Source organism: Leisingera sp. ABD4_442 (assembly GCF_056160905.1).
This window is the reverse complement of the sequence record NZ_JBSWYB010000003.1, coordinates 62,625-75,444: the sequence shown is the minus strand read 5'-3', so window position 1 is coordinate 75,444 and position 12,820 is coordinate 62,625. Positions and strand designations below refer to the sequence as shown.

Annotated in this window: 18 protein-coding genes; 8 read left to right on the top strand and 10 right to left on the bottom strand. The window is 61.9% G+C overall.

Translation table 11 applies throughout. From position 1 onward, the window contains the following. Positions 1–100 precede the first annotated feature (100 nt). Positions 101–829: a hypothetical protein gene (locus tag ACXAHG_RS04075; protein WP_475055989.1), complete on the top strand. Its 729-nt coding sequence runs from the start codon at positions 101–103 to the stop codon at positions 827–829. Between the two features lie 21 nt (positions 830–850). On the opposite strand, the gene ACXAHG_RS04070 is transcribed toward ACXAHG_RS04075, so the two are convergent. Both ACXAHG_RS04070 and ACXAHG_RS04065 read right to left on the bottom strand, forming a co-directional pair. After that, on the bottom strand, positions 851–1,264 hold the full coding sequence (locus tag ACXAHG_RS04070) for a hypothetical protein (RefSeq protein ID WP_475055987.1): 414 nt from the start codon (positions 1,262–1,264) through the stop codon (positions 851–853). Between the two features lie 14 nt (positions 1,265–1,278). Continuing rightward, on the bottom strand, positions 1,279–2,481 hold the full coding sequence (locus tag ACXAHG_RS04065; protein WP_475042447.1) for a pyridoxal phosphate-dependent aminotransferase: 1,203 nt from the start codon (positions 2,479–2,481) through the stop codon (positions 1,279–1,281). A 96-nt stretch (positions 2,482–2,577) separates the two neighbouring features. Between ACXAHG_RS04065 and ACXAHG_RS04060 the strand changes: the two genes are divergently transcribed. From ACXAHG_RS04060 to ACXAHG_RS04050, 3 genes are all read left to right on the top strand, one after another. Beyond that, the gene (locus ACXAHG_RS04060; RefSeq protein ID WP_475042448.1) at positions 2,578–2,994 is read left to right on the top strand and encodes a helix-turn-helix domain-containing protein; all 417 of its coding nucleotides are present in this window, start codon (positions 2,578–2,580) and stop codon (positions 2,992–2,994) included. 9 nt (positions 2,995–3,003) lie between these two features. Beyond that, the gene (locus ACXAHG_RS04055) at positions 3,004–3,261 is read left to right on the top strand and encodes a succinate dehydrogenase assembly factor 2 (protein WP_475042450.1); all 258 of its coding nucleotides are present in this window, start codon (positions 3,004–3,006) and stop codon (positions 3,259–3,261) included. Between the two features lie 76 nt (positions 3,262–3,337). Further along, on the top strand, positions 3,338–3,835 hold the full coding sequence (locus ACXAHG_RS04050; protein WP_475042452.1) for a MarR family winged helix-turn-helix transcriptional regulator: 498 nt from the start codon (positions 3,338–3,340) through the stop codon (positions 3,833–3,835). A gap of 551 nt (positions 3,836–4,386) precedes the next feature. Here the strand turns inward: ACXAHG_RS04050 and ACXAHG_RS04045 are convergent. The 3 genes from ACXAHG_RS04045 to ACXAHG_RS04035 form a co-directional block, all read right to left on the bottom strand. Further along, a complete protein-coding gene (locus ACXAHG_RS04045) occupies positions 4,387–4,815 on the bottom strand; it encodes a VOC family protein (RefSeq protein ID WP_475042454.1) in 429 nt (142 codons plus the stop codon). A gap of 70 nt (positions 4,816–4,885) precedes the next feature. Next, positions 4,886–6,289 carry a surface lipoprotein assembly modifier gene (locus ACXAHG_RS04040; protein WP_475055985.1) on the bottom strand — a complete coding sequence of 468 codons (1,404 nt, stop codon included), beginning with the start codon at positions 6,287–6,289 and terminating at the stop codon, positions 4,886–4,888. A 6-nt stretch (positions 6,290–6,295) separates the two neighbouring features. Beyond that, entirely contained in the window at positions 6,296–7,348 is a 1,053-nt protein-coding gene (locus tag ACXAHG_RS04035) for a hypothetical protein (RefSeq protein ID WP_475042457.1), read from the bottom strand. A 251-nt stretch (positions 7,349–7,599) separates the two neighbouring features. Between ACXAHG_RS04035 and ACXAHG_RS04030 the strand changes: the two genes are divergently transcribed. Together ACXAHG_RS04030 and ACXAHG_RS04025 are read left to right on the top strand one after the other, a co-directional pair. Beyond that, a complete protein-coding gene (locus tag ACXAHG_RS04030) occupies positions 7,600–8,433 on the top strand; it encodes a thymidylate synthase (RefSeq protein WP_475042459.1) in 834 nt (277 codons plus the stop codon). A gap of 18 nt (positions 8,434–8,451) precedes the next feature. Further along, positions 8,452–8,931, top strand: coding sequence for a dihydrofolate reductase (locus ACXAHG_RS04025; protein WP_475042460.1), 480 nt, complete (start codon positions 8,452–8,454; stop codon positions 8,929–8,931). A gap of 57 nt (positions 8,932–8,988) precedes the next feature. Here the strand turns inward: ACXAHG_RS04025 and ACXAHG_RS04020 are convergent, their stop codons facing one another. Continuing rightward, complete coding sequence (locus ACXAHG_RS04020) at positions 8,989–9,195, bottom strand: cold-shock protein (RefSeq protein ID WP_475042462.1); 207 nt, start codon at positions 9,193–9,195, stop codon at positions 8,989–8,991. 188 nt (positions 9,196–9,383) lie between these two features. On the opposite strand from ACXAHG_RS04020, the gene ACXAHG_RS04015 reads away from it, so the two are divergent. Then, a complete protein-coding gene (locus tag ACXAHG_RS04015) occupies positions 9,384–9,701 on the top strand; it encodes an ArsC/Spx/MgsR family protein (RefSeq protein ID WP_475042463.1) in 318 nt (105 codons plus the stop codon). 42 nt (positions 9,702–9,743) lie between these two features. Continuing rightward, the gene (locus ACXAHG_RS04010; protein ID WP_475042465.1) at positions 9,744–10,112 is read left to right on the top strand and encodes a hypothetical protein; all 369 of its coding nucleotides are present in this window, start codon (positions 9,744–9,746) and stop codon (positions 10,110–10,112) included. A gap of 69 nt (positions 10,113–10,181) precedes the next feature. On the opposite strand, the gene ACXAHG_RS04005 is transcribed toward ACXAHG_RS04010, so the two are convergent. The 4 genes from ACXAHG_RS04005 to ACXAHG_RS03990 all read right to left on the bottom strand — a co-directional run bounded on the left by ACXAHG_RS04005 (position 10,182) and on the right by ACXAHG_RS03990 (position 12,730). Continuing rightward, positions 10,182–10,745: a DoxX family protein gene (locus ACXAHG_RS04005; protein WP_475042467.1), complete on the bottom strand. Its 564-nt coding sequence runs from the start codon at positions 10,743–10,745 to the stop codon at positions 10,182–10,184. A gap of 4 nt (positions 10,746–10,749) precedes the next feature. Next, positions 10,750–11,505, bottom strand: a complete 756-nt coding sequence (locus tag ACXAHG_RS04000) for an HvfC/BufC N-terminal domain-containing protein (RefSeq protein WP_475055983.1) — start codon at positions 11,503–11,505, stop codon at positions 10,750–10,752. Then, complete coding sequence (gene bufB, locus ACXAHG_RS03995) at positions 11,502–12,356, bottom strand: MNIO family bufferin maturase (RefSeq protein WP_475055982.1); 855 nt, start codon at positions 12,354–12,356, stop codon at positions 11,502–11,504. The genes ACXAHG_RS04000 and bufB overlap by 4 nt, the downstream gene beginning before the upstream one ends. Before the next feature lie 68 nt (positions 12,357–12,424). Next, positions 12,425–12,730 carry a BufA1 family periplasmic bufferin-type metallophore gene (locus ACXAHG_RS03990; protein WP_475042473.1) on the bottom strand — a complete coding sequence of 102 codons (306 nt, stop codon included), beginning with the start codon at positions 12,728–12,730 and terminating at the stop codon, positions 12,425–12,427. Positions 12,731–12,820: the final 90 nt, after the last annotated feature.

Genomic DNA, 12,820 nt, shown 5'->3' with positions numbered 1-12,820 from the left:
TATGTAAACGCGTCTCAGCCCCCATATAGGCGGGAGGGAGGCACCAGCCATGCCGGACTCAATGCCCGAACTACGGATTCCCGCTGTGTTGCGGCAGCTGATGCTGTACGCGGTTGCGGCCTGTTTGCTGGCCGGAGGTTTGCAGGCGGAAACCGGCACGGCCGGGCCGCGGGCGGGGCTGATGTGGAACCGCACCGGGTTGCCTGCAGTCTTTCCGCTGCAAGTCAAAAGCCCGCCGGGCGCAGATTATTTCCTGGTGCTCAAGACGGAAGCGGGCGGGGAGGATGCGCTGGCCGCCTATATCGAGGGCGGGGCCTTCTTCAAGGTGCTGGTGCCGCCGGGCCGTTTTGTGCTGCGCTTTGCCGGCGGAGCGGAATGGCGGGGGGAAGAGGCGCTGTTCGGGCCTGACACGCAGTATTTCGAATTGCCAGAGCCGTTGGAATTTGCAGTCCGCGGTCTGGGAGGGAAGGCGGGCCATATCGTGACTCTGCGCCAGCCCCGCCCTGGCCGCAGCTGGCTGGCAGGGTTGAAAACGCAGTCCATCTGCCAGACCGCGCGTTTGGACGTGCCGGAGCCAGGGCCGCTGGATCCGCGGCCTGGCCAAGGGCTGTTCGGCCTAGGCGGGGAGGCAAAGGACCGGGGCAGCCTGCATCTGCAATGGCGCCTTGGCCTGAGGGATCCGATCCGCGGAACAGCAGAGCAGCAATGGCAGCGCAACCGGTTTGTGCTGGGCAGCCCGCTTCTGCCGCGGCAGCAGCCGGAGCCGGTTGAGGCGTTGCCGGATACCGTTTTCAGGGCCTACAAAGTGCGGTCGCAGTTCTGCGGCTGACGTTTCCTGCTGGCTGGCAGGTTAGGTGCCGCTCCGATCCTTCATCAGCCGGTCGGCCTTTCGGCGCACCAGCACCCCGCGCAGGTCGTGCATGGCGAGCAGCAGCGCGTCGGTGACTTCTTCCAGCTGTTCATCGGTGGCGCGGCTGTTGGCCCATTGGGCAGTCAGGTTCAAATGGTCGATGGCACGGTGGATGTCGTCAATGTCGCGCGCGGCCAGAATGGCGGCGCGGCTTTCCATCCAGGATTTGATCTCGGAAATGTCCTGGGCAGACAGCTCGCGCTGGCCGTGCGGCTTGATCTCGCCGTTGCGGATGTTCACCACGGCGATCTGGTCCATCTCGATCCGCCGCTGGCGGTTTTCGGTATCGACGCGGAAGACAAAAGCGCCGTTTTCACGGACGCGGAAATAATAGTCCGGCAATTCGGCGCTCATGCCTTGTCTCCCGTTTAAGTCAGAGCGGCGCAGAATTTCTGGATGCGGCTGCAGGCCGTCTCCAGCGCCTCGTCGGAGGTAGCGTAGCTGACACGGAAGTTCGGTGACAAGCCGAATGCGGCGCCAAAGACCACTGCAACTTCAGCCTCTTCCAGCAGCGCGGTTGCGAAATCCTCGTCTGTTTCGATCACCTTGCCCGCGGGCGTGGTCTTGCCGATCAGCCCGGCGATGGAGGGGTAGACATAGAATGCGCCCTCAGGCACCGGGCAGGAGATACCGTCGATTTCGTTCAGCATGGAAACCACCAGGTTGCGGCGGCGCACGAACTTTTCGTTGTTGGGCGCGAGGAAGGCTTGCGTGCCGTTCAAGGCCTCAACCGCGGCCCATTGGCTGACCGAGCAGGGGTTTGAGGTGGACTGCGACTGCACCTTGCGCATGGCAGCAATCAGCTTCTCCGGGCCTGCGGCGTAACCGATGCGCCAGCCGGTCATTGCATAGGCTTTGGACACACCATTGCAGGTGAGGGTGCGCTCGTAAAGCTGCGGCTCGACCTGGGCGGGGGTGCAGAATTCGAACCCGTCATATGCCAGGTGCTCATACATGTCGTCGGTCATCACCCAGACATGCGGGTGGCGCAGCAGCACCTCGGTCAGCGCCTTCAGCTCTTCCCAGCTGTAGCCCGCGCCGGTGGGGTTGGAGGGCGAGTTGAAGATGAACCATTTGGTTTTGGGTGTGATCGCGGCCTCGAGCTGGTCCGCAGTCAGCTTAAAATTGGTCTGTAGCGAGGTTTCCGCAATCACCGGCGTGCCGCCTGCCAGCAGCACCATGTCGGGGTAGGAAACCCAATAGGGCGCTGGGATCACCACCTCGTCGCCGGCGTTCAGAGTCGCCATCAACGCATTGTACAGCGTTTGCTTGCCGCCGGTGCCGACGGAGACCTGCGCGGGCGTGTAGTCCAGCCCGTGGTCGCGCTTCATCTTGGCGCAGACCGCTTGCTTCAGCTCGGGGATGCCATCGGGGGCGGTGTATTTGGTCTTGCCTGCCGCGATGGCGGCGACGGCCGCGTCCTTGATGTTCTGCGGCGTGTCAAAGTCCGGCTCACCGGCGGAGAGTCCGATGACGTCGCGGCCGGCGGCCTTGAGTTCGGCGGCTTTTGCCGTCATCGCAATGGTTGGTGACGGTTTGACGCGGGATAGGGTCTCGGACAGGAAAGACATTGGCTGTGCCCCGGTTTGTATGTTCTGCGGAACTGTCATAGGGTGACGCCAAACAGCGATCAAGCTGCATTGGCAAATTGAGTTAGGAGAACGGACATGAGTGAGCAGAACACAGACTGGTACGGCCCGGATGCAGCAACTTTCGGCGACCGTGTCGCGGCTGCACGCGAAGCTGCCGGAATGACCCAGGGCCAGCTGGCACGGCGGCTCGGGATCAAGAAATCCACTCTTAGCGCCTGGGAGCGCGATCTGGCTGAACCCCGCGCCAATAAGCTGACCATGCTGGCCGGCGTCTTGAACGTGTCGATGTCCTGGCTGCTGACCGGTGAAGGTGAAGGCATGTCGGAACCGGCGCCGCTGGAACTGGAAGCCGGTGACTTTACAAGTGTTTTGAATGAGTTGCGTGACTTACGCAGCGAAATGCGCCAGAATGCTGAGCGGGCTGCGCGGCTGGAAAAGAAACTGCGGACCCTGCTTCAGGTCAATGACGCTCCGGCATCGGAACCGGCCTGAGGGCATCGGATGCAGGAAGACCGCGCCACCCGGCTGAAACGGCTGCAGATGCGCTCAATGCGCAGGGGTATCAAGGAAATGGATATCCTGCTGTCGGCTTTTGCATCGCAGAATCTGGCACAGATGGATGATGCGCAGCTGGATCTTTATGACCAGCTGCTGCATGAAAATGACCAGGATCTGTATCAGTGGGTGACCGGCCAGGCGGAGCCGCAGGAGCGGTTCCGTGCACTGGTCGGCGACATAGCGCAAACCTACCAAAAATAATAAAATCCCGGCTTAACTGATTTTTCGGGAATTGTTGGCATCTTGCCTCAAGAGCAAATTCGAGTCGGAGATGCGAATGAGTATGGAAATGCCAATCGGCCAGACTGACCGCAAGGGATTCATGACTGGCTACCTGGAGGCGCTGGGTCTGCTTGAGCGCCTTCACCGTCTGCTGCTGGACGTCATCAAGGATGAGTTCGAACGTGTCGGCGTGCTGGAGATCAATGCGGTCCAGGCACTGCTGCTGTTTAACATCGGTGACAATGAAGTGACCGCCGGGGAACTGAAGACCCGCGGCTACTATCAGGGCAGCAATGTCAGCTATAACCTGAAAAAACTGGTCGAGATGGGCTATATGCACCATCAGCGCTGTGAGATCGACCGCCGCTCGGTCCGGGTCCGGCTGACCCAGCGCGGCCGCGAGATCCGCGATATTGTGTCAGCGCTGTTTTCCCGCCATGCCGAAGGGCTGGAAGGCAAGGATGTGATCTCCTCCCAGGGCATCGACGAGATCACCACCGCGCTGAAGCGGATGGAACGGTACTGGTCGGATCAGATCCGCTACATTTACTGACAGGCCGGGCCGGGGATTCCCGGCAGGCAAAGGCCGCATTGGGCCGGTGAACGCCGGCAGGCCGAAAGACAGGGCGTGAGGGGAAACCGTGCTCTGACCGTATTGAAGGGCAAAGCGCCGGGACCCGGAAACCAGGGCCACGGCAGAGGGCCGCAGAAGTGGCCGCCCTTGCTGCCGGCTGACCGCGCCCGGCGGCGGATCAGCGTCCTGAGGCAGGGGACTCCTGCAGGCGCGAAGCGTGCGGCATATATGTTGCGGGCCGTTCGCCCAGCCACCGGCGGCACCAAGGGGTGCCAGGCCGGTTTTGGCGTTTCTGCAGTTGGGCCGGGCAAATGCGCTGTCGGCGCCCTGCGGCGGCTGAAACCCGGAAGCGGGTGGGGGTGCGGTGGCCGGGCTTCGGTGGTTGCCTTAGCGGCACAGGCGGCACAGGCGGCACAGGCGGCACAGGCGGCCTGAGCGAGCACCACAGGCCTGAGCGTGGACCACAGGCCTGTGAAAACTACAAGGACACAGGCACGCGCCCTGATTGCGCGCGGCCAGCAGGGATGGGATTACCAGCTGCCGGTGTTTTCCATGCTGACCCAGGGTTCTGCCGGGGGCAGGGCATTGCCGTTTTGCAACAGCTCGATCGAGACATTGTCGGGCGAGCGCACAAAAGCCATGCGCCCGTCGCGCGGCGGCCGGTTGATGGTGACGCCATTGTCCATCAGGTGCTGGCAGGCGGCATAGATATCATCCACGCCATAGGCGAGATGCCCGAAGTGGCGGCTGTCGCTGGGCAGCCCCTCGTCGCCGTCCCAGTTATAGGTCAGCTCGATCGGGGCGTCTTCCTGGCCCGGGGGCGCCAAGAAGATCAGGCTGAAGCGGCCCTGCTCATTGTCCCAACGGCGGGTCTCCTGCAGGCCCAAAAGCTTGTAGAACGCCATGGATTTTTCCAGATCCTTCACCCGGACCATCGTGTGCAGATATGTGAGCGGCATCGGCGATTCCTTTGCTTGTCCGTTTCCGCGCCAGCCTACCGTGCCCGCAGGGGATGTCGAGCAAGCGGCATCAGAAAGCCGATTGAATGCCGAAATTCAGCCCGAAGCGGTTGGATTCATACAAGCCGATGTTGCTGTCATTCTTTGAAGCGGACAGGCGCAGGGTCGGGTTGAAACCGTAATAGTCGATGTCCCGGAACAGGAGCGAGATATCGGCGCTGTAACGGCGGTCGTGCCGGCCGTCGGGGCTGTGGCGCGAGACATCGTAGTCGCGGTCGCGGGCAGAGAGGCCGAACAGCACCGTTGCACCAAGCACCGGTTTGGCCAGGGTGAACTGGGTGCTAAGGCCGGCCTCGGAAAACTCGTCGGAGGCGGCGCTGGCGGTGGCCTGCGCCAGGGTGAGGCCGCTCCAGAGCGTGGCGCCAGAGCCCAGTTTGAAGCTGTAGGACAGATCGCCGCGCCAGGTGTCCTGGTCGCTGGTCCTGACGCCGAACTGCCGTTCCGTGGATAGGCGGGCGCTGACCCTGCGCTGATTTTCCAGCTTGTAGCTTTGCGCGGCGGACAGCCGCAGGAAACGGGTGTATTCATCGCCGCCGTACCAGCTTTGCCCGGCCTGGCCGGACAGGCGGTGTTCGCCCAAACGGTTAAAATTCAAACCCTTGTGCGCATAACCCAGCGAGTAGGAAACATAGGAAAAGTCGCTGCCCTTGGCGTCGGGCGCCTGGGCCTTGGCCTCGGATGACAGCGTGTAGGTGCGCAGGTCGGCGGCAAAGGTCAGGTCGTGGGCGCGGGTCGGGGTCTCGCGGAACCGGAACCGGGAGCGGGAGCTGAAGGAATATTCGATGCCGGACAGGGCCCGCTGGGTGCCGCCAAGCTGGAATTCAACGGGTTCGCCCAGCAGCACCTCTGTCAGCTGGTAATTCAGGAAGGAGGACCGTTCCGAAGAGCCGTTGTTGATGTTGGATTCCGGTGCAACCGAAAAGGAAAACCGGTGCAGCCAGGGGCTGGCCGCGCGGACATAGCGGAAATCGCGGATGGCAACCCGCTCCAGATGCTTGTTGGGGGCGTGCTGGACGGCCCGGCGCAGCCAGAATTTCGCCAGCGTCTTTTGCCCGCCGGAAGACAGCGCCTGCGCCATCACCATCGAGGCAGCGTACTTCTGGCTGTCGTTCTGCGCCAGTTTCCAGGCTTGCCGCGCCGAAAGCCGCGCGTCGCGGAAATTGCCCAGGGAGCGGGCCGAACGCGACTTGATCAGCAGGGCCGTACGGTCCTGCGGGTCGCGCTGCAACAGCGCCTCGGAGAATTTGTAGGCAATCCCGCTGTGGCCCTGTTTGAGCGCTGCGGCGGCAGCGGTGCGGACTTCTGCGGGGGTTGCGGTTTCCTGGCCGGAAGCAGCCGCCAGAGCCAGCGGCGGCACTGCCATCAGCAACGCCGCCAGAAAGCTCTTGCGCCAGCCATTAAGCGAAGCGCGCATCGGACGTCATTCGTTGTTGTAAACGATGAAACCGCCGGTCTCGCGCACTTCGGTGCCTGCCGGATCCAGAGTGTTTGTCACAACAACAATACCTGTGATTTCCTCAGCATTGTCACCCGAGACCAGGGCGTAGTAATTGCCGCTCTCATAGACCTGCAAGTTGCCGTCGTCGTCGGGGTAGTAGCTGTTCAGCGTGCCGAGGATTTCACCATTGTCATCCAGGTTTCCGGGGCCGACATCGAAAGTCAGGGTCGGGATTTCGGTGAGGCTCAGCCCGTTTTCCGTATTGATGCGGTTCAGGACATCATTGGTGATATGGGTGCCGTCGGTGTCGAAGATCAAGCGGTTGCTGATCCGGCCCGAAATTGCATCGCCGCGGGTTCCGGTGGTGTCGTTGAAGTCGTCAAAATCGATGGCGATCCGGATGTCGCCGGTGGTGTACTCCAGGCCGCCGGAGCCTTTGAAATCGCGCACTCCGGCCAGGGTGCCGTTATAGACGGCCTGGCCGCTGTCCGGCAGGGTAACGCTGTTGTCGCGCTGGTAGACAAAGCCGCCAAAGCCATAGTCGACATAAGCACCGGTGCGGACAATGGCGAATTGGCTGTTGCCAGAGGTGCTGACACCATAGATCGCGCGGTGAGTAAACTGATTGATGATTTCACCGTCAACAATGTCCGGGAATTGCGCGTCCGCCTCGTAGACCGCGAAGGGGCCGAGGCTGCTGACGGCGGTGCCGCGGGCATAAGTGTTGTCGCCATCAAAACCGAGATTGTCGACCGAGAAGGTGTCGTCGTCGGAATTGTAGGAGATATTGGACGCAAAGCCGTCGCCGCGCTCGCCGCCGTCCGCCTCTGTCGGCTCGGATCGGAAAATGGCCTGATCGGGCGTCGGGGACGGGGTTCCTGGAGGAATGCCGTCGCGGGTGATCGGCGTTCCCGGATCGGTTCCGGGATCGGTGCCCGGGTCCGTGCCGGTGTCGTCTTCGGTAACAAAGGGATTGCCCCCGCCGCATGCGGACAGCGCGGTGACCACCGCGAGCCCTAGCCAATAGCGCCTCATCTGCCTTTACCTCAATATGTTTTATCGTTTTGCGCCACCTTCCTCCGGCGCGGGGGTGTTGTCAATTGAGCAGATGGCTTTTGCGTGCAACCGTGGCGGATCGGATACCTGCATATAGGTTTGTTTTGCGCAGGTTTGCGCATATGTAGTATGATGGCGAAGGGCCCTGGGGTGATTTTTCCTCTTGGCGCCTGACAGCACAGCCGCTATTCCGGGGGTGAATTTCCGCAGCAGGCCAGGGGGAGAGATCCATGCAGCAGTATTTGGATCAGCTACGCCATATTCTGGATCATGGCGAACCATCCGGAGACAGGACCGGCACAGGCACGCTTAGCTGTTTCGGGATGCAGGCGCGCTACTGCCTGGCTGACGGGTTTCCTTTGGTGACCACCAAGAAGCTGCATCTGCGCTCGATCATCCATGAACTGCTGTGGTTTCTGTCCGGCGATACCAATATCCGCTACCTGAAGGAAAACGGGGTTTCGATCTGGGACGAATGGGCGGATGAAAACGGTGACCTGGGGCCGGTCTATGGCCGCCAGTGGCGCCAATTTCCTAAGCTGGAACTGGCAGAGGGCACCCTGGGCGACGAGCCGCTCTACCGCGCAGGAAGTGTCGATCAGATCGCGGATCTGGTGGAGATGATCCGCAAGAGCCCTGACAGCCGGCGCCTGATCGTCTCGGCCTGGAACCCGGGCGACGTGCCGGACATGGCGCTGCCGCCCTGCCACACGCTGTGGCAAGTGCGGGTGGCGGGCGGCAAGATGCATCTGCAGCTGTATCAGCGCTCGGCGGACATGTTCCTGGGCGTGCCGTTCAATATTGCCTCCTATTCGCTGCTGCTGGCGATGCTGGCGCATGTGACCGGCTATGAGGCCGGTGATTTCGTGCATACGATGGGCGATGCGCATATCTATTCGAACCATGTAGAGCAGGTGCAGCTGCAGCTGTCGCGCAAACCGAAACCGCTGCCGCAGTTGCGGATCAAGCGGCAGGTGAATTCGATTTTCGATTTCAAGTTCGAGGATTTTGAGATCCTCAGTTACGACCCTGACCCGGTGATCAAGGCGCCGGTGGCGGTTTAGGAAGCAAGGACAACAGGCATGATTACCCTGATCGCTGCGCGGGCGCGCAACGGTGCCATTGGCAAGGATAATGATATTCCATGGTTTGCGCCGGAAGATTTGAAGGCGTTTCAGCGCGAGACCCTGGGCGGGGCCATCATCATGGGCCGCAACACCTGGGACAGCCTGCCGGTGAAGCCGCTGAAAAACCGGCTGAACCTGGTGGTGTCGTCGAACCCGCAAGCGGCAGAGATTGTGCTGCCCTCAATTGAGGCGGCGGTGCAGGAGGCCTATGCCCAAGGGTACCGGCGTGTTTATGGCATCGGCGGCGAGGGGATTTACCGGGGGATGCTGGACATGGCGGACCGGCTGCTGGTTACTGAGGTCAGCCTGACCGTCGAAGACGCAGATGCCTTTTTCCCGGACTTCCAGGCAAGCAACTGGATCATGGCCGGAGAGACGATGCTTCGCGAAAGCGATCCGGCTTGCGTCATGGTGGAGTATCTGCGGCGCACCTAGCTTGGCTTGCCAAAGCCTGCGCCCAGGGAAATCCGGGCGCAGCGCAGAATTGAAAGATTAAATCGCTTTGAGGTCTGCAGCCATTTTCCGGCCATCGCGGCCTTCGGTCAGCTCGTAGTCGATTTTCATATTGTCGGCGAGACCGGTCATGCCCGACCGCTCCACCGCGGAAATGTGCACAAACACATCCTTGCCGCCTTCATCGGGTTCAATAAACCCGTACCCTTTGGTGGTGTTGAACCACTTCACGGTGCCGCTTGGCATTTCCCGTGTCTCCTTCTACTTTGCACTTTGCCTTGGGGTTTCCCAAGCCATCCGGCCTGTTCCCTGTCTGAATTGAGCAGGGCGAGGCCGGACAACTTAGAGTTTTACACGGGCTGGCCGAAAATCAAGAGAAACCGGTGAATTCTACCATAAATTGTGTGAATGCTGCTGTGGAGGACAGAAGAGCGATGAAGATATACGGGCTGAAGAACTGCGATACCTGCCGTAAGGCACTGAAAAAAATTGAAAACTCAACATTGGTCGATATCCGCACGGATGGTATGCCAGAGGGGCTGCTCGAGGCGGCCCTGGCCCGGTTCGGGGACAAGCTGGTGAACACCCGTTCTACCACCTGGCGGGGTCTCAGCGAGGCGGAGCGGGCTGGCACGCCGCTGGCGCTGCTGCGTGACCATCCGGCACTGATGAAGCGGCCGCTGATTGAGCGCGACGGGGAATTATTCCTTGGGTGGGATCAGAACACGCGGTCTGCCCTTGGCGCGGATTGAGGCTGCGCTTATGTCGGTGCCTCAGGTGTTGGGAGACAGTTAATGCGCAATGCGGCCCTTGTTCTAGGAATTATCGCCGGGATCTTTGGCATGGTGGTTGGGTTCTTCGGCTATGGCTACACCGCTGCGGTTGAGCATTTCGGTGAGGTTGAAGGGCTGGCAGAGCAGGTCGCCAATGTAGAACGGCTGCGGCTGCTGGCGGTGCTGTCACCGCTGCTGGCGATTGCCGGTGGTGCGATGGCGCGGGCGCGAGCGCTGTGGGGCGGCATCCTGCTATTGGGTTCGGCTGCAGGGATGTATGCGGGCTTTGGTCTCAACGTCTTTACCATCTTCCCGCTGAGCTTTGCCGCCGCGGGCGGGTTTATGGCGCTGGCAGCAGGCCAGCCGGATGAGCCCAAGGCGCATTTCTGAGCGCGGGCAGAAGAAAAGGCGCCGCTGCCAGGGGCAGGGCGCCTTTGACTTTTGCGGCTTCGCCCAGTGTCAGGCGACGGCAGGCTCCATCCGGCGGCGCAGCAGCGCATCGGCGGACAGGGCGCCGGCCCCTTTCACGACCAGATAGGCCAGAACAAAGATCCAGAACAGGCGCTGGTCCATGATCACGCTGTCGGGGAAGCGGTCGAACAGGGCGCCCAGGGTCTTGGTGTCAGTGGCGCCATGGCCGACCACGTCGGTCAGCGACTGAACGACAACAAAGCCGATCATGCCGAGCGATGCCAGGCGGGTAAACAGGCCGATGACGATCAGCAGCGGCAGGATGAATTCCGCATATGTGCCGGCCATGACCACGGCCCATTGGAAGATGCCGAATTGGGAAACGTCATAGCCCGCGGCCTCCAGCTGTTTCGGAAAGATCTGGCTATAGGCACCGATCGACGGGCTGAACAGGCCGAGGAGGCCATCACCCAGCTTGGTCAGGCCTGAGTTCCAATAGTAAAGCAGCAGCGTGGACGCGAAGACAAAGCGTGCGGCCAGCGGCATCAGCCAGTCTCCGGCCTTTTCCACCAGGCCGAATACTGTGTTGTGAATGGAGACGAGTGCGTGCATGGTCTTACCCTTTGCTGTCCAGTCCTGTTATTGCGCCGCCCTGCAACAGCAGGGCCAGCGTGGCACCCAGGTCGAAGGTTTCGTATTTGGCGGTTGCCAGCTCCAGGGCTTCGCCGATGGTGGCGCCCGCCATCAGGGCGCTGATCCAGTCCGCGCCGCCGGGCGGCAAGACCAGGGGGATGGGGTCGAAATCGGGCCGGGTGATCAGCACGTCCTGCGCCTGTGCCTGGGGCTCGGGCGCGCCGTCTTCGGTGTTGTACAGCCACAGTGCATGGATCGGCCAGGGCGAGCGCAGCACCTGCACAGCGGGCGCCAGCGTCAGGCGTGTGTTCATCACTTCATCCGGCGGCAGGGCGCCGAGTTCTTCAGGTGCAATCGGGGCTGCGTCGGCGGCGTGGTAGGCGCGGCGCAGGGCTAGCTCCAGCCGGGCGGTGTCGCCGAGATAGCCCAGATGCTTGAGCTGCTCCATGCCTTCCAGGAAGTCCGGAAAATGTTCGCCGTAGAACATCATCAGCGGCGAGGACGGCGGGTGCTGGCGCAGGTAGATACCGGCCAGCCCGTCCATGTTCTGTTTGCCAAGGAGCTTGGCGATCACCGGAAATGCGCTGTGCATTGCCTCAGTCAGCGACACGGCGACGTTGTTTCGGTAGACGCTGAAGCGGCGGCCGGCAGGCTGTGCCAGGTGATCGGTCAGCCCAACCGGCACCGCTTGGCCCGCATCCATCATGGCGCGGGTGAATTCTGCCTGGGTGACGCTCATGCCGGGACGCGCTCCAGCGCGGTTGCGGCGCGGGCGGCCTCGGCCTCCAGCACCGGCCAGTCGGGGACGTCGTTGTCCCATTCGATCAGCACCGGCTTTGGGCCGGATTGCGCCAGCGTGTAGTCCAAGAGCGCCCAGACCGGGTCGACCACCTCGCGCCCGTGGCTGTCGATCAGCAGCGGGCGGCCGTGGTCGTCCTCATCCTCGTCATGGCCGCCCAGGTGGATTTCGCCGACCTTTTCCAGCGGGAAGGCGTCGATATAGCCCTGCGGCGAGAAATCCAGGTTGGTGGCAGAGACAAAGACGTTGTTCACGTCCAAAAGCAGCCCGCAGCCGGTGCGGCGGGCGATTTCGGCAAGGAACTCCGGTTCCGACCAGGTGCTTTCAGCAAAGGCGAGATAGCTGGAGGGGTTTTCCAGCAGCATCCGGCGGCCAATGGTGTCTTGCAGCTGATCAATGTGGCTGCAGATACGCTGCAGGCTGGCATCCGTATAGGGCAGCGGCAGCAGGTCATTGTAGAAATGGCTGTCGTGGGTGGACCAGGCCAGATGTTCAGAAAATCTGGCGGGGTTCAGCCAGGAGACCAGATGCTTGAGCCGGGCCAGGTGGTCAGCATCCAAGGGGCCTTCGCCACCGATGGAGAGACCGACGCCATGCACCGACATGGCAAAGCGTTCGGAGAGATGGTGCAGCTGCGCGATTGGGCGGCCGCCGTCCCCCATGTAGTTTTCTGCGTGTATTTCCAGCCATTTGACGCTGCCTGGATCAGCGGTGATCTGGGCAAAATGCTGCGGCTTGTAGCCAACGCCGGGGGCGGCGGGCAGTTTGTCATGTGCAGCGGCGTCAAGCATGGCAGGTCCTGTATCAGGGTGCAAAGGGGGCGGGAATTGACACTCCCGCCCCCGGATTCTAACGGCAGTTATGCCGGTAGGTCACGCTCCAGCGGCTCCAGCGAACCGCTGCGTGCGGAGCCGTCTGCCTGTGCCGGCAGTTCCAGGCCTTCGCAGGTGCCTGCGTCAACCAGAGTCCAGGCGTTACCCTGGTAGTCTACGGTCGAGGTGCCGGCGCAAGTGGTGCCGGGACCCGCGGCGCAGTCGTTCTGGCCCGCCAGCGACACGCCATAGCACTTTTCCTTGGTGCCAGCGGCGGCGGGGATGGTGGAAGCTGCGGTCAGAGCTGCGGCAACGGCACCAGCAACGGCCAGAGATTTTGCGGTGTTCGACATCTCGTAAATTCCTTTCGGTTTTAGCATGCGGTGTCGTGATGACATGGAAACACTAACCCGAGGTTTTCAGGAATTTAAGTCACGAGGCCG